Below are 23,550 nucleotides of genomic sequence, written 5' to 3'. Positions count from 1 at the left end.
GCTCAGTGCTGCGCCGCCGACACGCTGGGCGGTACGGCGACGGTGGCGACCACGCCGCGGACCACCTCAGCGGGATCGACGCCCTGCGCCCATGCCTGCGGGGTGAGAGTGAGCCGGTGCGCGAGCACGGGCACCGCCACGCGCTTGATGTCGTCGGGGCGCACGTAGTCGCGCCCGTCGAGGGCCGCCAGCGCGCGTCCCAGCAGCACGAGCGACTGGGAGCCGCGCGGCGAGGCGCCGACGGCCACATGCTGCGCGGATCGTGTTCCGGCGGCCAGTGCCACGCAGTACGCCGCGACGTCGTCGTCGACGTGGATCCGCTCCACGGCATCCTGCAACTCCGCCAGCTGCCCCGGCGCCAGCACCGGGTCGACGTGCGTCGCCTCCTGGTGCCTGCGGAGCCGCCCCAGCAGGATCTCGGTCTCTCCGCGCTGGTCGAGGTAGCCGACCGACAGCCGCACCATGAAGCGATCCAGCTGCGCCTCCGGGAGCGAGTAGGTGCCCTCGTACTCGATCGGGTTGGCCGTGGCGATGACATGGAAGGGCGGCTCCAGCGGGAAGCTGTTGCCCTCCACGGTCACCTGACGCTCGGCCATGGCCTCGAGCATGGCCGACTGCGTCTTCGGGGTGGTGCGGTTGATCTCATCGGCCAGCAGGACGCCCGTGAAGATGGGTCCGGGACGGAACACGAACTGGCCGGTGTCCGGTGCGTACACGTACGAGCCCGTGACATCACCCGGGAGCATGTCGGGTGTGCACTGCAGGCGCCGGAACGACAGGCCCAGAGCGGATGCCAGGCTGCGGGCCGCCACGGTCTTGCCGAGCCCCGGCACGTCCTCGAAGAGCACGTGTCCGCCGGCGAGGATGGTCGCCAGCGCGATCTCCAGCGGATCGTCCATGCCGACGACCACCGTCGCGACGGCCTCACGGATGCTGTGCCCGAGCCGGGCGATGTCCTCGAAGTTCATTGTTCGTGCCCCCTGTGCGGTGAGTCGGATGCGGGTGCCAGCCGTTCGGCTGCGGCGAGCGCCTCGCGGAGGTCGGCGACGCGAGTGCGCCGGCCGTTGAGCCGCGCCCACAGGCCGGCGCCGATGAGCTCGTCGACGCGCACGGCCTGCCGCTCGTCGTCGACGTAGACGCCGTGGCGCAGCAGGCGGCGGCGCAGCGTCGCGCGCACCCGGCGCACCACCGCCTCGTTGGCGGTGTCGGTGTGCAGGTTGATGGCCCATGCCAGCCGTGACACTTCGGAGCCGGTGTACTCGGCGCCGCGTTCGCGGCCGGGTGCATCGGCTCGTGGATCGTCGGCGAAGCGGATGCCGAACAGCAGCGCGCCTGCGGCGACCAGCATCCCCCATCCCGAGGTGTACACGACGGGCAGCTGCAGCGCGTTCAGTCCCAGTGCGACCACCGCCCCGACCCCCAGGGCGATCCACATCCGCGACCCGCGCCTCATCGCCAGACGTCCTCGATCGCGGCCAGCGCATCGGCCGCCGCGGTCCGGTCGGATTCGCTCGCGGCGTGCCTGCCGAAGCGCACGCCCTCGTACAGGCGCAGCAGTCGGTTCGTCGGACCGTCGATTCCCTGCCTGTGCCGCAGGATCCGCAGCGTGAACTCCGCGGGCGTCTCACTGGTGCCGCGCCCTGCGCCGGCATCCGACGCGGTCTCCTCCAGACCCAGCCACGCGGCGATGATCGCCTCGCCGGGGTCGATGCGCCGGGTGATGGCGTCGCGGGCCGCGGCTATGCCTCGACGAACGGCGGGCGCGTCCGGCACGGGTTCGGCCGAGGCTTCGACGGCGAGGTCGAGATCCACGTCGACCGCGTCCTGCCTGCGCAGCGGTCGGTCCTTCCAGGCCCGGATGAGCGCGCGCACCAGCAGCACCAGCCCAGCCGCGATGAGTGTGACGACGATCAGGACGAGGATGATGCCGATGATCCTCAGCGCCACGTCGGGCGCGTCGCGCTGCGACGGAATGCCGCCGGCCGCCGAGTCCGATCTGGTCGGAGTCGGCAGGGCCGACAGGGGTGGCGGGGTCGACGAGGGAAGGTCGATCACAGGACGGCCTGCGACGGCGACGCCCAGCATGGCGACGGCGAAAAGCAGCAGCGCGCCGCCTGTCGTCAGGGCACGACGTGATCCTCCGAGGAGGGTTCCACGGGGATCGCTCCCCCGCTGGTGGCCCTGGTCCGTCACGGTCTCACTCTAGGCGAGCGTCCGGCCCGGTCCGCCCGACGTCCGCGTCAGGCGTGTCCGGCCTTCTCCATGGCGCGCAGCTCCTTCTTCAGGTCCTGCACCTCGTCGCGCAGGCGTGCGGCCAGCTCGAACTTCAGCTCGGCCGCCGCCGCCAGCATCTGGTCCGAGAGATCGCCGATGGTCTCCTCCAGCTGTGCGGCGCCCTCGGCTGCGATGCCGGTGCGGCGCAGGTTGGGCGTCGGCGCCTTGCCCTTCCCCCTGCCGGACTTGTTCCGCCCGGCGCGCAGGTCGGCGGTGTCGGCGGCCTCGCGCGCGAGCACCTCGGTGATGTCGGCGATGCGCTTGCGCAGCGGCTGCGGATCGATGCCGTGCTCGATGTTGTACGCCCTCTGCTTCTCGCGCCGGCGCTCGGTCTCCTCGATGGCCTTCGCCATGGAGTCGGTCATGTTGTCGGCGTACATGTGCACCTGACCCGAGACATTGCGCGCCGCGCGGCCGATGGTCTGGATGAGCGAGGTGCCGCTGCGCAGGAAGCCTTCCTTGTCGGCATCCAGGATCGCGACCAGCGAGACCTCGGGCAGGTCCAGTCCTTCCCGCAGCAGGTTGATGCCGACCAGCACGTCGTAGACACCCGCTCGCAGCTCGGTGAGCAGCTCGACGCGGCGCAGCGTGTCGACATCGGAGTGCAGGTAGCGCACGCGCACGCCGTGCTCGCCGAGGAAGTCGGTGAGCTCCTCGGCCATCTTCTTGGTGAGGGTCGTGACCAGCACGCGCTCCTCGCGCTCGACGCGCAGGCGGATCTCCTCGAGCAGGTCGTCGATCTGCCCCTTCGAGGGCTTGACGACGATCTCCGGGTCGAGCAGGCCGGTGGGGCGGATGATCTGCTCCACCACCCCATCGGCGATGCCCATCTCGTACCTGCCCGGCGTCGCGGAGAGATACACGGTCTGGCCGATGCGGTTCTTGAACTCGTCCCAGCGCAGCGGCCGGTTGTCCAGGGCGCTGGGCAGTCTGAAGCCGTGCTCGACGAGAGTGCGCTTGCGGGAGGCGTCGCCCTCGTACATCGCGCCGATCTGCGGCACCGTCACGTGCGACTCGTCGATCACCAGCAGGAAGTCGTCGGGGAAGAAGTCCAGCAGGGTGTGCGGGGGCTCGCCCGCCTCGCGCCCGTCGAGGTGCCGGGAGTAGTTCTCGATGCCCGAGCAGAAGCCGAGCTGCTGCAGCATCTCCAGGTCGAAGGTGGTGCGCATGCGCAGCCGCTGGGCCTCGAGCAGCTTGCCCTGGCGCTCCAGCTCCTCCAGCCGCTCGGCGAGCTCGGCCTCGATGGTGCCGATGGCGCGCTGGATCACGTCGGTGCCCGCCACGTAGTGCGAGGCCGGGAAGATGGGCACGGCATCGAGTCTCTCGATGACGTCTCCGGTCAGCGGATGCAGGGAGTACAGCGCTTCGATCTCATCGCCGAACAGCTCGATGCGGATGGCGCTCTCCTCGTACACCGGGATGATCTCGATGGTGTCGCCTCGGACACGGAAGTTGCCCCGCGAGAAGTCCACGTCGTTGCGGTTGTACTGCATCGAGATGAACTGACGGATGAGTGCGTCGCGGTCGTACCGCTCACCCACCTGCAGCGCCACCATGGCGCGCAGGTACTCCTCCGGCGCGCCGAGCCCGTAGATGCACGAGACGGTGGAGACCACCACGACATCCCGCCGGGACAGCAGGGAGTTGGTGGTGGAGTGCCGCAGCCGCTCGACCTCGGCGTTCACCGAGGAGTCCTTCTCGATGAAGGTGTCCGTCTGGGGCACGTACGCCTCGGGCTGGTAGTAGTCGTAGTACGAGACGAAGTACTCCACGGCGTTGTTCGGCATGAGCTCGCGGAACTCGTTGGCCAGCTGCGCGGCCAGCGTCTTGTTGTGCGCCATCACCAGCGTCGGGCGCTGCACCTGCTCGATGAGCCACGCCGTGGTCGCGGACTTGCCGGTTCCTGTCGCCCCCAGCAGCACGACATCCGTCTCGCCGGCGTTGATGCGCGCCGCGAGCTCGGCGATGGCCTGCGGCTGATCACCGGCGGGCATGTATTCGCTGACGACCTCGAAGGGACGGACGCTGCGCGTGGGTTGCATCCCTCCAGCCTACGAGGGGCCACGGACATGCGGGCGGACGCGCCACCGCCTGACCGCCGTCAGCGGGTCGGCTCGACCCGGCCGAGCGCCGAAGCTGCGGCGAGAGCGGATGCCGCGCACATCGCCACGACGACGGCGATGAACGCCCCCCATCCCGCTCCCCCGAACACCAGGCCCAGCGCCCAGCCGAACAGGCTGGAGCCGCCGTAGTAGGCGAAGTAGTACAGCGAAGACGCCTGGGCGCGCACCGCAGGCCCTGCGACGACCGGTGTCCAGCCGGAGGCGATGGCGTGCGCGCCGAAGAAGCCGGCGGTGAACATCAGCAGACCGATGAGCACCACGACCGTCTGCGGAACCGCCATCAGCAGCGCGCCCGCCGTCATCACGCCGACCGACCCCAGCAGCACCGGGAACCGCCCGATGCGGGATGCCAGCATCCCCGCCCACGGCGACGAGACCGTGCCCGCCAGGTATGCCAGGAACAGCAGGGTGACCAGCCAGCCCGGCAGGTCGAACGGCGCCGCCGAGAGGTGGAAGCCCAGGTAGTTGTACACCGCGACGAAGCCGCCCATCAGCAGGAAGCCCTGCAGGTAGAGCGCCCACAGTCGCACCGAGCGCAGCGGCCGCCACAGCCGCTGCGCGATCCCGGGTCCGCGGTGCGCCCGCTCGCGCAGCGGCACGAAGCCGCGGGCCCGCGGCGTGAGCCAGACGAACAGCACAGCGGATGCCGCGCACATCCCCGCCACCGCCCAGATCCCCCAGCGCCACTCCGCCACCTCGCCGACCAGTCCCGACACGATGCGGCCGGACAGCCCGCCCACCGTGGTGCCGGCGATGTAGCTGCCGGCGGCGGTGGCCGCGTAGCGGGCATCCACCTCCTCGCTGAGGTATGCCAGCGCGACCGCCGGGACCGATCCCAGCGCTGCTCCCTCGAGCAGCCGCAGGCTCAGCAGAACGAGGATGTCATCGCTGAGGGGTGCCAGGATGCCCAGCACGGTGGCGGAGAACACGCCGATCGTCATGGCCGACACGCGCCCGAGGCGGTCGGCCACGATCGACCACGGGATCACGGCGACGGCGATTCCCAGCGTGGCCGCGGACACCGCGACGGCGGCCGTGGCGGGGTCGATGCCGAGGCCCCGGGAGAGCTGCGGCAGCACGGCCTGCGGCGAGTACAGCTGCGCGAAGGTGGCGACGCCGGCGAAGAACAGGCCGACGATGAGGCGCCGATACGACGACGTTCCAGGGATGTGACCGGCGACGGTCACCGCGCTCGAACCCGTTCCCACAGCGCATCCGTCTGGGCGATGGTGCGCTCGATCGTGCCGGACGTGTCGATCACGACATCCGCGACGGCCCGGCGGACGTCATCGGGCACCTGCGACGCGAGGCGGGCCCGCGCGTCCTCCTCGGTCATGCCGCGCAGCGCGATCATGCGCTGTGCGCGCATGTCGGCGGGTGCGTCCGCCACCACGATCAGATCCCAGGGATCGTCCACGCGCGCCTCCACGAGCAGCGGCACGTCGTACACGACGACAGCTGCAGGGTCCGCGTCGAGGGCCGCCGTGAATCGGCGTGCGGACTCCTCGCGCACGGCGGGGTGCACGATGGCATTCAGCGCCTGCAGACGATCCTGATCGGCGAACACCCTGGCGCCCAGCGCGGCCCGGTCCAGCGCGCCGTCCACGCGGATGACATCCTCGCCGAACTCCGCGGCGATCGCCGCCAGCACCGGGGATCCGGGGCCCTGCACGTCGCGCACGATCTGATCCGCGTCGACGATCACGGCACCGTGCTCGGCCAGACGCGCGGCGATGGTCGACTTGCCCGAGGCGATGCCTCCGGTGAGGGCGATGAGCGGCATCCCTCCATCCTGTCACGCAGCGCGGCGCCGCATCCGCCCGGATACGCGGAACGGGCCGCCGCCCGAAGGCGACGACCCGTTCTGCGTGATGGCTGCTTACGCGTTGCCGCCCGAGAGCTTCTCGCGCAGAGCGGCGAGAGCCTCGTCGTCGGCCAGCGTGCCGGCACCGGCGGAGTCGCTCGAGAACGAGGACTGCGCACCGCCGAAGCTGTCGCCTGCCGCGGCCTCGGCCTCGGCAGCCTTGACGACCTGAGCCTTGTGGGCCTCCCAGCGAGCCTGGGCAGCCGCGTACTCCTGCTCCCATGCCTCGCGCTGGGCGTCGAAGCCCTCCTTCCAGGCACCGGTCTCGGCGTCGAAGCCCTCCGGGTACTTGTACTCGCCGTTCTCGTCGTACTCGGCGAGCATGCCGTACAGCGCCGGGTCGAACTCGGTGCCGTTGGGGTCGACGGCGTCGTTCGCCTGCTTGAGCGAGAGCGAGATGCGGCGACGCTCGAGGTCGATGTCGATGACCTTGACGAAGACCTCTTCGCCGACCGAGACGACCTGCTCGGCCAGCTCGACGTGCTTGCTGGAGAGCTCGGAGATGTGCACGAGGCCCTCGATGCCGTCCGCGACGCGGACGAAGGCGCCGAACGGGACGAGCTTGGTGACCTTGCCCGGTGCGATCTGACCGATCGCGTGGGTGCGGGCGAAGACCTGCCACGGGTCCTCCTGCGTCGCCTTCAGCGACAGGGAGACGCGCTCGCGGTCCAGGTCGACCTCGAGGATCTCGACGGTGACCTCCTGGCCCACCTCGACGACCTCGGAAGCGTGCTCGATGTGCTTCCAGGACAGTTCGGAGACGTGCACGAGGCCGTCCACGCCGCCCAGGTCGACGAACGCGCCGAAGTTGACGATCGAGGACACGATGCCCTTGCGGACCTGACCCTTGTGCAGGTTGTTCAGGAACGTGGTGCGCGACTCGGACTGCGTCTGCTCCAGCAGGGCGCGACGGCTGAGGACCACGTTGTTGCGGTTCTTGTCCAGCTCGAGGATCTTCGCCTCGAGCTCCTGGCCGAGGTACGGGGTGAGGTCGCGGACGCGACGCAGCTCGATCAGCGAAGCGGGCAGGAAGCCGCGCAGTCCGATGTCGACGATGAGGCCGCCCTTGACGACCTCGATGACGGTGCCGGTGACGACACCGTCGTTCTCCTTGATCTTCTCCACGTCGCCCCAGGCGCGCTCGTACTGGGCGCGCTTCTTGGACAGGATCAGACGGCCTTCCTTGTCCTCCTTCTGGAGGACGAGGGCCTCGACCTTGTCGCCGACGGCGACGACCTCGTTGGGGTCGACGTCGTGCTTGATGGAGAGCTCACGCGAGGGGATGACGCCCTCGGTCTTGTAGCCGACGTCGAGCAGAACCTCATCGCGGTCGATCTTGACGATCGTGCCCTCGATGATGTCGCCGTCGTTGAAGAACTTCAGGGTCTTCTCGACCGCGGCCAGGAAGTCCTCGGCAGATCCGATGTCGTTGATCGCGACCTGCTTGGTGGCCGGGGCGGTCGTTGCGCTAGTCATGTAGTGGGTTGTCCTTGTGAATGGATACTCGGGCCTCGGGCACCGGCGAGATGCCATGATGGAGCCGAGGCGGATTTGTTGTTGGTTTGCGATGTCACGCAGGCACGCGGATGCTCGCCACGAGTGACACTCCAGTTTATCAGACGATGGCGGGTGCGCCATCCCCTCTCTAGGCTGATCCCGTGACCGATCGTCTGATGCTGCTGGACACCGCCTCGCTCTACTTCCGCGCCTTCTACGGCGTGCCCGACCGGGCGAAGGCGCCCGACGGCTCCTCGGTCAACGCCGTCCGCGGACTGCTGGACATCGTCGCCAAGCTCGTGACGCTGTACGAGCCGACGCAGATCGTCGCGTGCTGGGACGACGCCTGGCGCCCGCAGTGGCGCGTGAACCGCATCCCGAGCTACAAGGCGCACCGGCTCATCTCCTCGGACGCCGGCGACATCGAGGACGTCCCCGAGGCCCTCGTGCAGCAGGTTCCGCTGATCCGCCGTGCACTGGAGGCCGTCGGCATCCCGATCCTGGGAGTCGCCGATCACGAGGCCGATGACGTGATCGGCACGCTGTCCACCCGCTCGGGCATCCCGGTCGACATCGTGACCGGCGACCGGGACCTCTTCCAGCTCGTCGACGACGCCCGTGACGTGCGCGTGGTCTACACGGCCAAGGGCATGAGCAATCTCGAGATCGTGACGGATGCCGTGGTCGTCGCCAAGTACGGCATCCTCCCCTCCCAGTACGCGGACTTCGCGACCCTGCGCGGGGACGCCTCCGACGGCCTGCCGGGTGTGAAGGGCGTGGGCGAGAAGTCCGCGGCGACGCTGCTGCTAGCCCACGGCGACCTGCAGGGCGTGCGCGAGGCAGCCGCCGCGGGCGCGCTGAGCGCGGCTGTCACGGCACGGTTCGTCGCGGCATCCGACTATCTCGACGTCGCCCCGGCCGTCGTGCAGGTCGTGCGCGACCTCGACGTCGCAGCGCCGGGCATGCCGGTGCGAGCGCTGGAGCCTGCGCAGGCGGATGCTGCGGAGCAGCTGGCCGCGCAGTGGAACCTCGGCACGTCGATGACTCGCGCACTGGCCGCGCTCGCGGGCGCTTAACCGACCCGGGCGCTCAGCAGGCCCAGGCGCTCAGCCTCTCCAGACCCCAGGTGGTGACGATCCGCGCAGGGGGCACACCGCACGCCTCGGCGCGGGCGGCGCCGTGATCCAGCAGCGAGAGCTGGCCGGGCGCGTGCGCGTCGGAGTCGATGCTGAACAGGCACCCCTCCGCGAGCGCGACCGCGAGGAGCTCGTCGGGCGGATCCTGCCGCTCCGGGCGGGAGTTGATCTCCACGGCCACGCCGTTCGCCGCGCACGCGGCGAAGACCGCCGACGCGTCGAAGTCGGATGCCGGACGCGTTCCGCGCTCCCCCTGCACGAGCCGGCCCGTGCAGTGCCCCAGCACGTTCACGTGCGGGTCTGAGACCGCGGCGATCATCCGACGTGTCATGGCCGGGGCGTCCATCCTCAGCTTCGAGTGCACGGACGCGACCACGATGTCCAGTTCAGCGAGCAGGGCTGGATCCTGATCCAGCGCGCCGTCGTCGAGGATGTCCACCTCAATGCCCGCCAGCACGGTCAGACCGTCGCCGGAGTGTGCGCGCGCCTGCGGGATCTGCGCGCGAAGCCGTTCCGCCGAGAGCCCACGCGCGACGCGCAGCCTCGGCGAGTGGTCGGTGATGGCCAGGTACTCGTGGCCCAGCGCGCGAGCCGCATCGACCATCGCGCCGAGAGGCGTGGTCCCATCGGACCAGTCCGTGTGGCTGTGCAGGTCGCCGCGCAGACTCGACCGCAGCGCCGACGGGACCTCCGGCTCCACCGCTGCGCGGAGCTCGGCGAGATATTCCGGCACCACGCCCTGCTGGACCTGCCTGATCACCTCGAACGTCGAATCGCCGATGCCCTTCTGGGCGCGCAACCGGGACGGGTCGGACACCACCTCCGCCGGCAGCTCCGCGAGGATGGCCGCGGCGTGCCGGAACGCCCGCGCCCGGTAGCGGGAGGCGCGCTCTCGCTCGAGCAGCTCGGCGATCTCGCGCAGCGCGTCAGCGGCATCCATGGCGCCGGCCTGTTCAGGCCTTCGCGGTCTCCTGGGCGGCCTGGATCCAGTCATCCAGCTTCCTGATGGCGCGGCCGTCGTCGATGGCCTCCTCGGCCCGCCCGTACGCGTCGCGCAGACGCGCCACGATGGGCTGCTGGGTGAGTGCCGCATCGTGAGAGAGCTCGTACGCGACGATCCCGGCGGCGGCGTTGAGCAGCACGATGTCGCGCACCGCACCCTTCTCGCCCTCCAGGGTGTTCCGCAGAATGCGGGCGTTGTGCTCGGGTGAGCCGCCGATGAGGTCGGACAGCTCCGCCAGAGGGATGCCCAGGTCGCGGGGGTCCAGGTCGTGCTCGTGGATGTCGCCCCGCGCGACCTCCCAGATGCGGGAGTGCCCGGTGGTGGTGAGCTCGTCGAGCCCGTCGTCGCCGCGGAACACCAGCGCGGTCGCTCCGCGGGTGCGGAACACGCCCGTGATCAGCGGCACGAGATCGAGCTTCGCGACGCCCACCGCGTTCGCCTCGGCGCGCGCCGGGTTGCACAGCGGGCCCAGCATGTTGAAAACCGTCGGCACGGCCAGTTCCGAGCGCACGGCGCCGGCGTGCCGGAAGCCGGGGTGGAAGGCCGACGCCCACGCGAACGTGATGCCCGTGCGCTCCAGCACGGACGCCACGTGGGCGGGATCCAGGGAGATGTTCAGCCCGAGTGCCGCCAGCACATCGGATGACCCCGACGAGGAGCTGGCGGCCCGGTTGCCGTGCTTGACGACGGGAACGCCGGTGGCGCCGACGATCACGGCCGCAGTGGTGGAGACGTTGACGGTCCCCACACGGTCGCCGCCCGTGCCGACGATGTCCAGCACGTCCGAGGAGACCGGCAGCGGCACCGCCGCCTCGAGGATGGCATCCCGGAATCCGACCACCTCGTCGACGGTCTCGCCCTTGGCCCGGAGAGCGATGAGGAAGGCGGCCAGCTGCGCCTGCGAGACCTCGCCGCGCATCACCTGCCGCATGGCCCAGGTGGACTCCCACACGCTCAGGTCGCGCCGCTCCAGAAGCGTCAGCAGCAGATCGGGCCATGTCAGGGAGTCAGCCATATCTGCGATCATAATCGCGGCTCGCACGACGCCGAGTCGAGATGACGCCGTGCGACTTGCGGCACGACCTGCGGGATTCATCACGATCCGGGCACATTCGCAGGCGCCTCCTGGCCCTCTCCGAGGCGCCGAACAGCGAAACGGGTGGCAGTGGTGCAAGAATCGGCGCGCGGAATCCGCCATAATGGGTCTGTGACCACCTCAGCGACGCATGCCCCGGCGGCAAGAACCATCAAGCGCCCCAATCCGGTCGCTGTCGGCACCATCGTGTGGCTCGGCAGCGAGGTGATGTTCTTCGCGGGACTCTTCGCGATCTACTTCACCCTCCGCAGCACCTCACCGGATCTGTGGGCCTCCCGCACCGGCGAGCTGAACGTCCCCTACGCGCTGGTGAACACGCTCATCCTCGTGGCGTCCTCGTTCACCTGCCAGATGGGCGTCTTCGCGGCCGAGGACCTTCAGCCGTACCACGTGGCCAAGGGCAAGCTCAACGCCGCCGGCCGCCGCCGCCTGTTCGGCTGGGGCATGGTCGAGTGGTTCTGGCTCACCTTCATCCTCGGCGCGATCTTCGTCAGCGGCCAGGTCTGGGAGTACGCGACGCTCGTCGCGGAGGGCATGCCCATCAACGCGGATGCCTATGCATCTGCCTTCTACATCACGACCGGCTTCCACGCCCTGCACGTCACCGGCGGTCTGATCGCCTTCGTGCTCGTCATCGGCCGCGCGTACGCCGTGAAGAACTTCCGCCACAAGGAGGCGACCTCCTCGATCGTCGTGTCGTACTACTGGCACTTCGTCGACGTCGTCTGGGTGGTGCTGTTCTTCGTCATCTACTTCCTTAAATGAGAGCGGAGCGTTTTTCCGAAATGGCACGAGAGAAGAAGCGCCGCTCGCGCGGCCGCCGCAGCCCCTTCGCCGCCGTCGCGCTGATCGGCGCGGGCCTGCTGCTGACCGGCGGCGTGTACGCCGGGGCATCGGCGGCGATGGCGTCGACCACCGACACGCAGACCACCGCGGCATCCGAGCTGACGGCAGCCGACGGGCAGAAGCTGTTCACCGCGAACTGCGCCACCTGCCACGGCCTCGACATGCAGGGCACCCCCGAGGGTCCGAGCCTCATCGGCGTCGGCGAGCTGTCCGTCGAATTCCAGCTCGCGACCGGCCGCATGCCGCTGCAGATGCAGGGCCCGCAGGCTCCGCAGAAGACCCCGCAGTTCACCGAGCCGCAGATCCGTGCGATCGCGTCGTACGTGCAGTCGGTGACCCCCGGCCCGACGTACCCGGAGCAGTGGGTCACTGACGGCAAGACCGACCCGGAGGACTCCTCCGACGAGGTCAGCGTCTCCAAGGGCGCCGAGCTCTTCCGCATCAACTGCGCGATGTGCCACAACGTCGCCGCGGCCGGCGGTGCTCTCACCGCGGGCAAGTACGCCCCGGCGCTGACGTCGACCAGCGCTCTGCACATCTACGCGGCCATGGTCACCGGCCCGCAGAACATGCCGGTCTTCGGCGACATGAATCTGAGCACTCAGGACAAGCGCGACATCATCGCCGCCCTGGTGTTCCAGCAGAACGAGGTTCAGGTCGGCGGATTCACGCTCGGCTCGCTGGGCCCGGTCTCAGAGGGCCTGTTCATCTGGATCTTCGGAATCGGCGCATTGGTCGCCCTCACCGTGTGGATCACGGCGAAGTCCAACTGACGCACTTTCATCGACGAACCACGTACGAGGAGCACCATGGCACACGACGACGACACGCAGGCTCTGGAGCGGGCCTACCAGCCCTCACCGGGGCTGGGCGTCGCAGTCAGCGATCCCGCAGTCGACCCGGGATTGCCGCCGCACCGCCAGCGCATGACGGATAAGGACCCCAAGGTCGAGAAGACCGCGGAGCGCACCGTCTACACGCTGTTCTACCTGTCGCTGGCCGGCAGCATCTGGGCGGTCGCCGCATACATGCTGTTCCCGATCGAGTCCGGCGCGCTGATCGATGTGCGCTACAACAACATGTTCATCGGCCTGGGCATCGCCCTCGCGCTGCTGAGCATCGGCATCGGCGCGATCCACTGGTCCAAGTCGCTCATGAGCGACAAGGAGCACGTGGAGTTCCGCCATCCCACCCGTGGTCGCGACACGACGCGCGAGGCGGCGGTCCAGGCCTTCGCCGAGGCCAACGAGGAGTCCGGTTTCGGACGCCGCACGATGATCCGCAACTCGCTGATCGCCGCCGTCGTCGCCTCCATCGTCCCCGGCGTGACACTGTTCCGTGGCCTGGCGCCCTTCGCCACGCCGGATGACCCGAACGCGGGCAACCCCGTCGAGCTCCTGCAGCACACCATGTGGAAGAAGGGCACCCGGCTGGTCCACGACCCCGAGGGCACCCCGATCCGCGCCGCGGATGTGACGCTGGGATCGGCCGTGCACGTGATTCCCGAGGGGCTGAACGAGCTCGGCCACGAGGGCGGCATGCTCGAGCAGAAGGCCAAGGCCATCGTGCTGCTCATGCGCCTGCGCCCCGAGCAGCTCATCGAGACCGAGGAGCGCAAGACCTGGTCGTACAACGGCATCGTCGCGTACTCCAAGGTCTGCACGCACGTCGGATGCCCCGTCGCCCTGTACGAGCAGCAGACGCACCACCTGCTGTGCCCCTGCCACCAGTCGCAGTTCGACGTCACCGATCACGCCAAGGTCATCTTCGGCCCGGCTGCGCGCCCGTTGCCGCAGCTGCCGATCGCCGTCGACGACGAGGGCTACCTGGTCGCGCAGAGCGACTTCACCGAACCTGTCGGCCCGAGCTTCTGGGAGCGTCATTGAGCACCGCAACTCTTCACGAGGACACCAAGCCCGCAGAGGCCAGGGAGAAGCCGCTCGGCGGCCGATTCCTCGCGGGCACGGCCAACTACATCGATGAGCGCACCAGTCTCTCGGGCTTCGTCAAGGAGCTGGGTCGCAAGATCTTCCCCGATCACTGGTCGTTCATGCTCGGCGAGATCGCGCTGTGGAGCTTCGTCGTGGTGTTCCTGTCCGGCACCTTCCTGACGTTCTTCTTCCAGGCATCCATGGTCCCCACGCACTACACCGGTGCGTACCAGCCCATGCGCGGCATCGAGATGTCCGCAGCGCTGGAGTCCACGCTGCACATCTCCTTCGACCTGCGCGGCGGTCTCCTTGTCCGTCAGATCCACCACTGGGCCGCTCTGGTGTTCGTGGCCGGCATCGGCGTGCACATGCTCCGCGTGTTCTTCACCGGTGCGTTCCGCAAGCCCCGCGAGCTCAACTGGGTGATCGGCTTCGTGCTGTTCATCCTGGCCATGGCCGAGGGCTTCACGGGCTACTCGCTCCCCGATGACCTGCTCTCCGGCAACGGCCTGCGCATCATCGACGGCATGGTCAAGGGGCTCCCCCTGATCGGCACCTGGACGTCGTTCCTGATCTTCGGCGGCGAGTTCCCCGGCAGCGACATCGTGGGCCGCCTGTACACGCTGCACATCCTGCTGCTCCCGCTGCTGGTGATCGCGTTCGTCGTGCTGCACCTCATGCTGATGGTGATCAACAAGCACACCCAGTTCGCCGGCCCCGGCCGCACCAACAAGAACGTCGTCGGCTATCCGATGATGCCGGTGTACATGTCGAAGATGGGCGGCTTCCTGTTCATCGTCTTCGGCACCATCGTGCTGATCGCGACGTTCTTCCAGATCAACCCGATCTGGAACTACGGTCCCTACGACCCGTCCCCCGTCTCGGCCGGAACTCAGCCCGACTGGTACATCGGCTTCGCCGACGGCGCCCTGCGCCTGGCTCCGCCGCACCTGGACGTGCCACTGGGCAACTTCACGCTGTCGCTGGGCATCCTGATCCCGGTCCTGGTCCTGGGCCTCTTCATCGTCGTCGTCGCCATCTACCCCTTCATCGAGGCGTGGGTGACCGGTGACAAGCGCGAGCACCACATCGCCGATCGCCCCCGCAACGCCGCCACACGCACTGCGATCGGCGTCGCCGGCATGATCTTCTACGCAGTCCTGTGGGCGGCAGCATCCTCCGACCTCATGGCCACGCACTTCATGCTCACCATGGAGGGCGTCATCCACACCCTGCAGGCGCTGCTGTTCCTGGGGCCGATCATCGGATACTTCATCACCAAGCGCATCTGCCTCGCGCTGCAGAAGAAGGATCGCGAGATCGTCCTGCACGGCTACGAGTCGGGCCGCATCGTCCGTCTCCCCGGTGGCGAGTTCATCGAGGTGCACCAGCCGGTCGACGTGTACGACCGCTGGAAGCTCATCGACTATGAGACCTACCAGCCGCTGGTGGTCCGTCCCAACGCCAAGGGACGCATCCCCTGGCACGAGAACCTGCGTTCATCGCTCTCGCGCTGGTTCTTCGAGGACCGCCTGCAGCCGCTCACGCAGGCTCAGATCGACGCGGCCGACGCCCACCAGCAGCACGCGCTGGCGCACGACGCCGAGATCGAGCACGACGAGATCGCCGGGGCGCACGCCCGCGCCGGTGTCATCGACGAGAGCCAGGTCGAGAAGGCCGATGAGCACGGCGCCAGCACCTCCAGCTCTGTGATCGCCAAGGATCGCGAGAAGAAGTCGAAGGACGACGGCGAGTAACTCGCCGCTGCCCGGACTGAGGGCCCCATCCGCTCGGATGGGGCCCTCAGTCGTTCTCGGCCTGGCCGCGATTCCGGTCTGCGCCTGCTGCTGCTCCTGCCCCGTGCCGAACACCGGGTGCCTGCGCGGACTCGCCGGAATCGTGCGCCCACCAAGGTCGAGATTGCCTCAGCCGCTGTCCAGATGACAGAACCACTCCCCCGGCCCGACATCTTCAGACCCGGCCGAGAGCAACGGCGTAATCTGTTGCCATGGACCGCGCCGCCTACTTCGAAGCCAAGCTCGCTCACGAGACCGACGGCAGCGACCTGTACGCCGCTCAGAAGGCCGGAGAGGACGTCGTCGTCATCGACGTGCGTTCCGACGAGGCGTGGGCCCAGGCGCGCATCGCAGGCGCCGTGCACATGCACTACCGCGAGATCGCCGAGCGTGCCCCGAAGGAGATCCCCCCGGGCACCCAGGTGGTCGTCTACTGCTGGAGTCCCGGATGCAATGCCGGCGCCAAGGGAGCGCTGGAGTTCGCCAAGTTGGGCTATCCGGTGCGCGAGCTCATCGGCGGCTTCGAGTACTGGGTGCGCGAGGGCTACCCCGTCGAGGATCACGACGGCGTCCACCGTCGCCCCATCGATCCGCTCACCGGCGTCCCCCGCATCCGCACGCGCGTCTGAGGCACCCTGACGTGAGGCCGCAACCGCCGGTCCGCGGACTCCCCGGATCGCGTATGGCTGCGTCGATCGTGCCGAGCGCACCATCCGGGCCCCGCGAAGGAAGACACGCCATCTCGGCGCATAGCGAAGGGGCCCTCCGGAAGAATCCGGAAGGCCCCTTGCGCGAATCAGGTCAGCGGGCGAAATGTCCGCGGTAGTACTCGTACACCCAGCCGACGATCGCGACGACGAAGACGGCGAGGCCGACGGGCAGCAGGAAGTGTCCCACCGCCAGCCCGATCATGAAGATCGCCGCGGAACCGGCCAGCACGATGGGCCACCAGGACCACGGGCTGAACTCGCCGAGCTCCGGATCGCCGTCGTCGATGTCGGCCGTCAGCACGTCCTCGGGCAGCTCTCCACCCTGCGCGCGGTACGTCTTGCGCAGGTAGATCGCGATCATCGAGCTCATGAGGCCGATGAATAGCAGCCCGATCGTTCCGGTCCACTCGACATACCCGTGGTTGGGGTCGAGAAGGTTCCAGATCGTGTAGACGGTGGACATCACGTAGAAGAAGCCAGCGGTGACCCACCAGACGACGATAGTGCTGCGCATGGGTTTACTTGGCCTCTCCAGCTGCGGCGCCGGCAGGAACGGGCTGCTCGGCCCCCTCGGGGTGGTTCAGGTCGAACGCGGGACGCTCGCTGCGGATGCGCGGGATCGACGTGAAGTTGTGACGCGGCGGCGGGCAGGAGGTCGCCCACTCGAGCGAGGTGCCGTAGCCCCACGGGTCGTCCACGGTGACCTTCGGCGCCTTGCGAGCGGTGATCCAGACGTTCAGGAAGAACGGGATCATCGATGCGCCGAGGATGACGGAGCCGATCGTGGAGACCTGGTTCCCCCACTCCCAGCCGTCGTACGCGGAGTAGTCGGCGTAGCGGCGCGGCATGCCGTCGACGCCCAGCCAGTGCTGCACGAGGAAGGTCATGTGGAAGCCGATGAACAGCATCCAGAAGTGGATGTAGCCGAGACGCTCGTTGAGCATCCGCCCCGTCCACTTCGGCCACCAGAAGTAGAAGCCGGAGAACATGGCGAACACGACCGTGCCGAACACCACGTAGTGGAAGTGCGCGACGACGAAGTACGAGTCGGTGACGTGGAAGTCCAGCGGCGGGGCCGCCAGGATGACGCCGGTCAGACCGCCGAACACGAACGAGGTCAAGAACCCGAGCGCGAACACCATGGGTGTCTCGAACGTCAGCGATCCTCGCCACATGGTGCCGATCCAGTTGAAGATCTTCACACCCGTCGGAACGGCGATGAGCATGGTCATCAGCGAGAAGAACGGCAGCAGCACACCGCCGGTGGCGTACATGTGGTGGGCCCACACGGCCACGGACAGCGAGGCGATCGAGATCGTCGCGTAGACCAGCGTCTTGTAGCCGAAGACCGGCTTGCGGCTGAACACCGGGAACACCTCGGAGACGATGCCGAAGAACGGCAGCGCGATGATGTACACCTCGGGGTGGCCGAAGAACCAGAACAGGTGCTGCCAGAGCAGGACGCCGCCGTTCTGAGGGTCGTAGATGTGGGCTCCGAGCACACGGTCGGCCGCGGCGGCCAGGATCGCGGCTGCCAGCACCGGGAAGACCATCAGGATCAGCAGGCTCGTGATCAGCGTGTTCCACGAGAAGATCGGCATGCGCCACATGGTCATGCCCGGCGCGCGCATCGTGATGACGGTGGTGATGAAGTTCACCGCGCCGAGGATCGTCCCGAATCCGGAGAGGCCCAGTCCGAGCATCCAGAGGTTTCCTCCGGCGCCGGGCGTGAACGTCTCGCTGGCCAGCGGCTGATACGCGAACCAGCCGAACGAGGCCGCACCCTGCGGGGTGAGGAAGCCTGCGACGGCGATGGTCGACCCGAAGGCGAACAGCCAGAAGGCGAACGCGTTCAGGCGCGGGAACGCGACATCCGGAGCACCCAGCTGCAGCGGCAGGATCGCGTTGGCGAATCCGGCGAACAGCGGCGTCGCGAACATCAGCAGCATGATCGTGCCGTGCATCGTGAACAGCTGGTTGTACTGCTCCTTCGTCGGCACGATCTGCATGCCGGGCGCGAACAGCTCGGCGCGGATGATCAGCGCCATCACGCCGCCGAGGAGGAAGAAGAGCACCGACGTGATCAGGTACATGTACCCGATCGTCTTGTGGTCGGTGGAGGTTATCCACTTGACGACGATGTTGCCCTTCTGCTCCACGCGCGTCGCGGTGAGCAGCGAGGCCTGCCGCGGCGGAATCGTGGTCGGGCGAACGCCCTGCAGCGTGTGGGGATCAGCTGTGGTTGTCATGACCTACTTCCCTTCCTCTTCGCCCGTGCTCGCGCCGGTGCCCGGAAGATTGCTGAGTCGGGCGTAGGCATCGACGATGTCGCCCGTGTTGCCCTCGGCCTGGAGGGCCTGAAGGTGAGCGTCGTAGTCGGCCTGCGAGACGACCTTGACGTTGAAGAGCATCATCGAGTGGTACTCGCCGCAGAGCTCTGCGCACTTTCCGTCGTACTCGCCGATGCGGGTCGGGATGAAGGACCAGCTGTTGTCCTTGCCGATGTACATGTCCTTCTTGTACAGGAAGTCGATGATCCAGAACGAGTGCACCACGTCACGCGACGTGAGGTCGATCTTGACCTTCTTGTCGACCGGCAGCCACAGCGTCGGCAGCTTGCTGCGGTCGATGTTGCCGTTGGCGTCGGGGTCGGCCTGCACGCCCATGCTCCACACGGCGTCGGAGTTGTCGGCTTCCTTGCCGTCGTACTGGAAGTCCCACGACCACTGCTTGGCGATCGCGGTGATCTCCACGTCGGGGTTCTTCCACTGCGTCTCGATCGACGCCTGGTCGCGAGCCGAGAAGAAGAACATTCCCATGATCATGATCAGCGGCACGACCGTGTAGAGGATCTCGATCGGCATGTTGTAGCGCAGCTGCACCGGCAGACCGGTCTGGCCGGCACGACGGCGGTACATGACGACCGCCCAGCCCATCAGGCCCCAGGTGATGACGCCGACGATCAGCAGGATCACCCAGGAGGTGACCCACAGGCCGGCGACCCGGCCGGTCTGGTTGGTCGCGTCGGGTGCGCCTTCCACGAAGCCGGGGAGGAACCCGTGGAGTTCATTGGCAGAACAGCCTGCCAGAACCACGGCTGCCACTACTCCCAGGGGGAGAGCGGCCCAACGAAGGCGGCGTTTCGAGGGCACGGTGCACCTTTCAGATCTCGGACAAGGGCACCCACAAGTCTAGGGCAACCTCTCACCCGATTCATGCCAACCACGCAGGTTGGCGGGAGGTCAGTGGAAGCTGTCGCCGCAGGCGCAGCTGCCGGCGGCGTTGGGGTTGTCGATCGTGAAGCCCTGCTCGGAGATGGTGTCCTTGAAGTCGATCGAGGCGCCCTCGAGGTACGGGACGCTCATGTTGTCGATGATGACCTCGACGCCGTTGAAGTCGACAGTCTCGTCGCCCTCCAGGAAGCGCTCGTCGAAGTAGAGCTGGTAGATCAGGCCGGAGCATCCGCCGGGCTGGACGGCGACGCGCAGACGCAGGTCGTCGCGACCCTCCTGCTCGAGCAGGCTCTTCACCTTCAGCGCCGCCGCGTCCGTCAGCGAGATGCTGTGGGCGGCCGTGGTCTCTTCGGTCAGTGTGATGTCGCTCATGTCACTCCTTGCAGACGTGCAGCACGGTGTTGCTGCGCCTACCCGATCCTACCGCCGGGACGCGCCCGGAGGTCCCGGATCCCGGGCGGTTCCGCACGAGGTTCAGGATGCTGCGGTGCGGGCGTTCATGCGGGTCAGCAGCAGCGCCTCGGCGCGCACGGCGTTGCCGAACGTCTCCAGGTGCAGGGACTCGTTGGGGCTGTGCGCACGGGAGTGCGGGTCCTCCACGCCGGTCACCAGGATCTGCGCGCCCGGGAAGGTGCGCACGAGGTCGGCGATGAAGGGGATGGATCCGCCCACGCCGAGGTCCACGGGCGGCACGCCGTAGCCATCGGCCATGGCGCCCCTGGTCAGCTCGACCGCCCAGCCGCTGGTGTCCACGAGGAAGCCGTCGCCGAGATCCACGTCGGAGAATGTCAGCTCGGCGCCGAACGGCGCGTGCGCCACGAGGTGGTCGTGCACGGCCGTGTAGGCGTCCCTGGAGTCCTGGCCCGGCGCGACGCGCGCGCTGATGACGACGGTCACCTCGGGCAGCAGGGTGTTGGAGGCCTGCGCGACGCTGGTCGCGTCGATCCCGGTGACGGTGATGGACGGCTTGTTCCAGATGCGGCCGAGGATGTCGTCGCGTCCGACCGGCGAGACGCCCGGGAGCAGCCCGGTCTCCGCGCGCAGCGTGTCCTCCGTGTATGCGGGCGTCTCGCCGCCGCGAGCGGTCATCCCCTCGACGGCGACGGCGCCGTCGGCATCCCACAGCGTCGACAGCAGCCTGGTCGCGGCCATCATGGCGTCCGGCACCGCTCCCCCGAACATGCCGGAGTGCGAGGCGTGGTCCAGGGTGCGGATGCGCAGTGCGAAGCGCGCGTTGCCGCGGAGCGAGACGGTCAGGCCGGGGGTGTGCGAGTCGAGGTTGCCGGAATCGGCCACCACGATCGCATCCGCGCGCAGCGCGTCGACGTTGTCGCGCAGGAAGCGCGCGAAGGAGCGGGAGCCGTACTCCTCCTCCCCCTCGATGAACAGCACGACGCCCAGGTCGAGGTCGTCGCCGAGCACTTCGGCGACGGCGCGCAGCGAGGCGATGTGGGCCATGATGCCGGCCTTGTCATCGGCCGCGCCGCGTCCGTACAGCCGGCCGTCGCGCACGGTGGGCTCGAACGGCGGGGTCTCCCACAGCTCGTCGGCGCCCTGGGGCTGCACGTCGTGGTGCGCGTACAGCAGGATCGTGGGCCTGCCGCCTCGCGCGGCGCGCGTGGCGAGCACCGCCGGCTGCCCGAGCTCCTCGGTGTCGTCGACGTGCGCGCGCAGGACCCGCACCTCATCGAAGACGCCGGTGCTGCGCGCGAGGTCGGCGACTGCGGCGGCGCTGCGCTCCAGCTGGGTCTGATCGAACGCGGGCCAGGCGATGCCCGGAATCCGCACCAGCGATCCGAGGTCGGACAGGGCGGCCGGGATGCCGAGGGCGACCGCCTCGAGGACGGCGGATTCGGATGCCGGCGAAGCCGACGATGAAGACGAGGTCATGCGAGTAATCTTAAGGCGAACCCGATTCCGAACTGAGGTCGAACGTGCCCAAGCCCACCCCCTCCGCCAACGACGACGCCCCCGAGACGCCCACCGCGGGGAAGGGACGTGCGACGCCGACGCGCGCCGAGCGTGAGGCCGCCAACCGGCGCCCGCTGGTCGCCAACACCAAGGAGGCCCGCGCCGCTGCCAAGGCCGATCTGCAGGCACGCCGTGAGCGCGCGCGGATCGGGATGGAGCGCGGCGAGGACAAGTACCTTCCCGCGCGCGACAAGGGGCCGCAGCGCCGCTGGGTGCGCGACTACGTGGATGCCGGCTGGCACATCTCCGAGTGGCTGATGGCCGCCATGCTGGCGGTCATCCTGCTGAACCTCACTCCGATCCCCAGCGTGCAGATCTGGGCCATGATCGGGCTGTGGGTGTACGTGCTGCTGGCCGTCATGGACATGGTGCTGCTGAGCATGCGCGTCAAGCGCAAGGCATCCGACAAGTTCGGCGCAGCGCGGCGTGAGAAGGGCCTGGGCTGGTACGCCGCCATGCGCTCCATGCAGATGCGCTTCATGCGGCTGCCGAAGCCGCAGGCCAAGCGCGGCCAGTACCCGGACTGAGCCGCTCCGCCCGCTCGTCGGGCGCGTCGCTCAGCGGCCGCGCAGGCCTCGGTTGATCTCGCGCGCCCAGAACGGCCCGCGATACAGGAACGCCGTGTAGCCCTGCACGAGGGTGGCACCGGCATCCAGTCTCTTCCGCACATCCTCCGCGGTCTCCACGCCGCCGACGGCGATGACGCAGAACTCCGCGGGGACGACCGAGCGCACCAGGGCCAGCATCTCGAGCGAGCGCTCCTTCAGCGGCGCCCCGGAGAGCCCTCCGGCGCCGGCGGCCTCGACGACCGCCGGATCGGTCTTCAGCCCCTCGCGTCCGATGGTCGTGTTGTGCGTGATGATGCCGGCCAGACCCTCGGCGACCGCCAGACGCGCGATCCCCGTGATCTCCTCATCCGACAGGTCGGGGGCGATCTTCACCAGCAGGGGCGTGTCCCCGGCCGCGGCCTTCACGGCTCGCAGCAGCGGTGCGAGCGTCTCCACGGCCTGCAGGCCGCGCAGACCCGGCGTGTTCGGGGACGAGACGTTGACGGCCAGGTAGTCCGCGAGCGGGGCGATGATCGTGGCGGAGGCCACGTAGTCGTCGATGGCGTCATCCACGGCCACCACGCGGCTCTTGCCGATGTTGGCGCCGATCACCGCCTGCGGCGCACGGCGCCGCAGCTCAGCCAGCCGGCGCGCGGCGGCTCCGGCGCCGTCGTTGTTGAAGCCCATCCGGTTGATGACCGCACGGTCGGGTACCAGTCGGAACAGCCGCGGCTTGGGATTGCCGTCCTGCGGGATGGCGGTCACGGTGCCCACCTCGACGTGGCCGAAGCCCAGGGCGTCCAGGCCGCGCACGCCGACGGCGTTCTTGTCGAAGCCCGCGGCCACCCCGAACGGCGACGGGAACGTCAGACCGAGCGCCTGCACCTGCAGCTCCGGCGACGGAGCGGTCAGTGCGCGCGTGGCCCAGCAGAACGGACGCGCGCCGAGCACGCGGATCACCGTCATAGCGGCGTGATGCGCGAATTCGGGATCGAGGTGCGAGAGGACGTGGCGGAAGAGCAGCGGATACATCACTGCCAGAGTACCGGTCGGATCACTCGGCCTTCGACGCGACGTGATCGGCGCGCAGCTCGCTGATCGAGCGCTCGAAGTCCTCCAGCGAGTCGAACTCCTGGTACACGCTGGCGAAGCGCAGGTATGCCACCTCGTCGAGCTCACGCAGGGGGCCGAGGATGGCCAGCCCGATCTCGTTGGTGTCCAGCTGAGACACCCCGGTCTGGCGCACGGCCTCCTCGACCTTCTGGGCGAGGACGGCCAGGTCGGCCTCGGTGACCGGCCTGCCCTGGCAGGCCTTGCGGACGCCGGAGATCACCTTGTCGCGGCTGAACGACTCCAGCACACCGGACCGCTTGATGACCATCAGGCTGGCCGTCTCGGTCGTGGAGAAGCGTCCGCCGCACTCGGGGCATTGCCGCCTGCGGCGGATCGACAGGCCGTCATCGCTGGTGCGGGAGTCGATAACCCGGGAGTCCGGATGTCTGCAGAACGGGCAGTGCATGAT

At 68.6% G+C, this 23,550-nt stretch carries 23 protein-coding genes; 7 read left to right on the top strand and 16 right to left on the bottom strand.

The features are described from left to right. Nucleotides 1-2: 2 nt before the first annotated feature. From WA967_RS04560 to rpsA, 7 genes are all read right to left on the bottom strand, one after another. Nucleotides 3-968, bottom strand: a complete 966-nt coding sequence (locus WA967_RS04560) for an AAA family ATPase (RefSeq protein ID WP_424419708.1) — start codon at nucleotides 966-968, stop codon at nucleotides 3-5. Further along, nucleotides 965-1,453 carry a hypothetical protein gene (locus tag WA967_RS04555; RefSeq protein WP_424419707.1) on the bottom strand — a complete coding sequence of 163 codons (489 nt, stop codon included), beginning with the start codon at nucleotides 1,451-1,453 and terminating at the stop codon, nucleotides 965-967. The genes WA967_RS04560 and WA967_RS04555 overlap by 4 nt, the downstream gene beginning before the upstream one ends. Further along, nucleotides 1,450-2,193, bottom strand: coding sequence for a DUF4129 domain-containing protein (locus WA967_RS04550; RefSeq protein ID WP_424419706.1), 744 nt, complete (start codon nucleotides 2,191-2,193; stop codon nucleotides 1,450-1,452). The genes WA967_RS04555 and WA967_RS04550 overlap by 4 nt, the downstream gene beginning before the upstream one ends. 47 nt (nucleotides 2,194-2,240) lie before the next feature. After that, nucleotides 2,241-4,316, bottom strand: coding sequence for an excinuclease ABC subunit UvrB (gene uvrB / locus WA967_RS04545; RefSeq protein WP_424419705.1), 2,076 nt, complete (start codon nucleotides 4,314-4,316; stop codon nucleotides 2,241-2,243). A 59-nt stretch (nucleotides 4,317-4,375) separates the two neighbouring features. After that, the gene (locus WA967_RS04540; RefSeq protein ID WP_424419704.1) at nucleotides 4,376-5,605 is read right to left on the bottom strand and encodes an MFS transporter; all 1,230 of its coding nucleotides are present in this window, start codon (nucleotides 5,603-5,605) and stop codon (nucleotides 4,376-4,378) included. Continuing rightward, nucleotides 5,581-6,180 carry a dephospho-CoA kinase gene (gene coaE / locus WA967_RS04535; protein WP_424419703.1) on the bottom strand — a complete coding sequence of 200 codons (600 nt, stop codon included), beginning with the start codon at nucleotides 6,178-6,180 and terminating at the stop codon, nucleotides 5,581-5,583. The genes WA967_RS04540 and coaE overlap by 25 nt, the downstream gene beginning before the upstream one ends. Before the next feature lie 96 nt (nucleotides 6,181-6,276). After that, on the bottom strand, nucleotides 6,277-7,737 hold the full coding sequence (rpsA, locus tag WA967_RS04530) for a 30S ribosomal protein S1 (RefSeq protein ID WP_424419702.1): 1,461 nt from the start codon (nucleotides 7,735-7,737) through the stop codon (nucleotides 6,277-6,279). 182 nt (nucleotides 7,738-7,919) lie between these two features. On the opposite strand from rpsA, the gene WA967_RS04525 reads away from it, so the two are divergent. Then, nucleotides 7,920-8,834 (top strand): 5'-3' exonuclease, encoded by a 915-nt coding sequence (locus tag WA967_RS04525; RefSeq protein ID WP_424419701.1) that lies wholly within the window; start codon nucleotides 7,920-7,922, stop codon nucleotides 8,832-8,834. Between the two features lie 13 nt (nucleotides 8,835-8,847). On the opposite strand, the gene WA967_RS04520 is transcribed toward WA967_RS04525, so the two are convergent. After that, nucleotides 8,848-9,834 carry a PHP domain-containing protein gene (locus tag WA967_RS04520; RefSeq protein WP_424419700.1) on the bottom strand — a complete coding sequence of 329 codons (987 nt, stop codon included), beginning with the start codon at nucleotides 9,832-9,834 and terminating at the stop codon, nucleotides 8,848-8,850. A 13-nt stretch (nucleotides 9,835-9,847) separates the two neighbouring features. Then, nucleotides 9,848-10,912 carry an anthranilate phosphoribosyltransferase gene (gene trpD, locus WA967_RS04515; protein WP_424419699.1) on the bottom strand — a complete coding sequence of 355 codons (1,065 nt, stop codon included), beginning with the start codon at nucleotides 10,910-10,912 and terminating at the stop codon, nucleotides 9,848-9,850. Nucleotides 10,913-11,104: 192 nt separating this feature from the next. Here trpD and WA967_RS04510 point away from each other — a divergent pair, with 192 nt between their 5' ends. The 5 genes from WA967_RS04510 to WA967_RS04490 all read left to right on the top strand — a co-directional run bounded on the left by WA967_RS04510 (nucleotide 11,105) and on the right by WA967_RS04490 (nucleotide 16,195). Next, nucleotides 11,105-11,758: a cytochrome c oxidase subunit 3 gene (locus WA967_RS04510; RefSeq protein ID WP_424419698.1), complete on the top strand. Its 654-nt coding sequence runs from the start codon at nucleotides 11,105-11,107 to the stop codon at nucleotides 11,756-11,758. A gap of 20 nt (nucleotides 11,759-11,778) precedes the next feature. Beyond that, entirely contained in the window at nucleotides 11,779-12,612 is an 834-nt protein-coding gene (locus WA967_RS04505; protein WP_424419697.1) for a cytochrome c, read from the top strand. A 36-nt stretch (nucleotides 12,613-12,648) separates the two neighbouring features. Further along, nucleotides 12,649-13,725, top strand: a complete 1,077-nt coding sequence (locus tag WA967_RS04500) for a Rieske 2Fe-2S domain-containing protein (RefSeq protein WP_424419696.1) — start codon at nucleotides 12,649-12,651, stop codon at nucleotides 13,723-13,725. Continuing rightward, nucleotides 13,722-15,527, top strand: a complete 1,806-nt coding sequence (locus WA967_RS04495; RefSeq protein ID WP_424419695.1) for a cytochrome b — start codon at nucleotides 13,722-13,724, stop codon at nucleotides 15,525-15,527. Before WA967_RS04500 ends, WA967_RS04495 begins: the two co-directional genes overlap by 4 nt. 251 nt (nucleotides 15,528-15,778) lie before the next feature. Then, a complete protein-coding gene (locus WA967_RS04490) occupies nucleotides 15,779-16,195 on the top strand; it encodes a rhodanese-like domain-containing protein (protein WP_424419694.1) in 417 nt (138 codons plus the stop codon). Between the two features lie 172 nt (nucleotides 16,196-16,367). On the opposite strand, the gene WA967_RS04485 is transcribed toward WA967_RS04490, so the two are convergent. From WA967_RS04485 to WA967_RS04465, 5 genes are all read right to left on the bottom strand, one after another. Further along, entirely contained in the window at nucleotides 16,368-16,790 is a 423-nt protein-coding gene (locus WA967_RS04485; RefSeq protein ID WP_424419693.1) for a cytochrome c oxidase subunit 4, read from the bottom strand. 4 nt (nucleotides 16,791-16,794) lie between these two features. Beyond that, a complete protein-coding gene (ctaD, locus tag WA967_RS04480) occupies nucleotides 16,795-18,525 on the bottom strand; it encodes a cytochrome c oxidase subunit I (protein WP_424419692.1) in 1,731 nt (576 codons plus the stop codon). Nucleotides 18,526-18,528: 3 nt separating this feature from the next. Further along, nucleotides 18,529-19,428: a cytochrome c oxidase subunit II gene (locus WA967_RS04475; RefSeq protein WP_298860898.1), complete on the bottom strand. Its 900-nt coding sequence runs from the start codon at nucleotides 19,426-19,428 to the stop codon at nucleotides 18,529-18,531. 90 nt (nucleotides 19,429-19,518) lie between these two features. Next, nucleotides 19,519-19,881, bottom strand: a complete 363-nt coding sequence (gene erpA, locus WA967_RS04470; protein ID WP_424419691.1) for an iron-sulfur cluster insertion protein ErpA — start codon at nucleotides 19,879-19,881, stop codon at nucleotides 19,519-19,521. Between the two features lie 102 nt (nucleotides 19,882-19,983). After that, complete coding sequence (locus WA967_RS04465; RefSeq protein WP_424419690.1) at nucleotides 19,984-21,399, bottom strand: dipeptidase; 1,416 nt, start codon at nucleotides 21,397-21,399, stop codon at nucleotides 19,984-19,986. Nucleotides 21,400-21,443: 44 nt separating this feature from the next. Between WA967_RS04465 and WA967_RS04460 the strand changes: the two genes are divergently transcribed. Further along, nucleotides 21,444-22,007: a DUF3043 domain-containing protein gene (locus tag WA967_RS04460; protein WP_424419689.1), complete on the top strand. Its 564-nt coding sequence runs from the start codon at nucleotides 21,444-21,446 to the stop codon at nucleotides 22,005-22,007. Nucleotides 22,008-22,037: 30 nt separating this feature from the next. Here WA967_RS04460 and WA967_RS04455 read toward each other — a convergent pair whose 3' ends face one another. Continuing rightward, on the bottom strand, nucleotides 22,038-23,060 hold the full coding sequence (locus tag WA967_RS04455) for a quinone-dependent dihydroorotate dehydrogenase (RefSeq protein WP_424419688.1): 1,023 nt from the start codon (nucleotides 23,058-23,060) through the stop codon (nucleotides 22,038-22,040). Between the two features lie 22 nt (nucleotides 23,061-23,082). Then, nucleotides 23,083-23,547, bottom strand: a complete 465-nt coding sequence (nrdR, locus tag WA967_RS04450) for a transcriptional regulator NrdR (protein ID WP_424419687.1) — start codon at nucleotides 23,545-23,547, stop codon at nucleotides 23,083-23,085. Nucleotides 23,548-23,550: the final 3 nt, after the last annotated feature.

Source organism: Microbacterium sp. (assembly GCF_049650565.1).
GTDB lineage: Bacteria > Actinomycetota > Actinomycetes > Actinomycetales > Microbacteriaceae > Microbacterium.
Note: the sequence above shows the minus strand (reverse complement) of the source record. Positions and strands in the feature narration are given on the sequence as shown.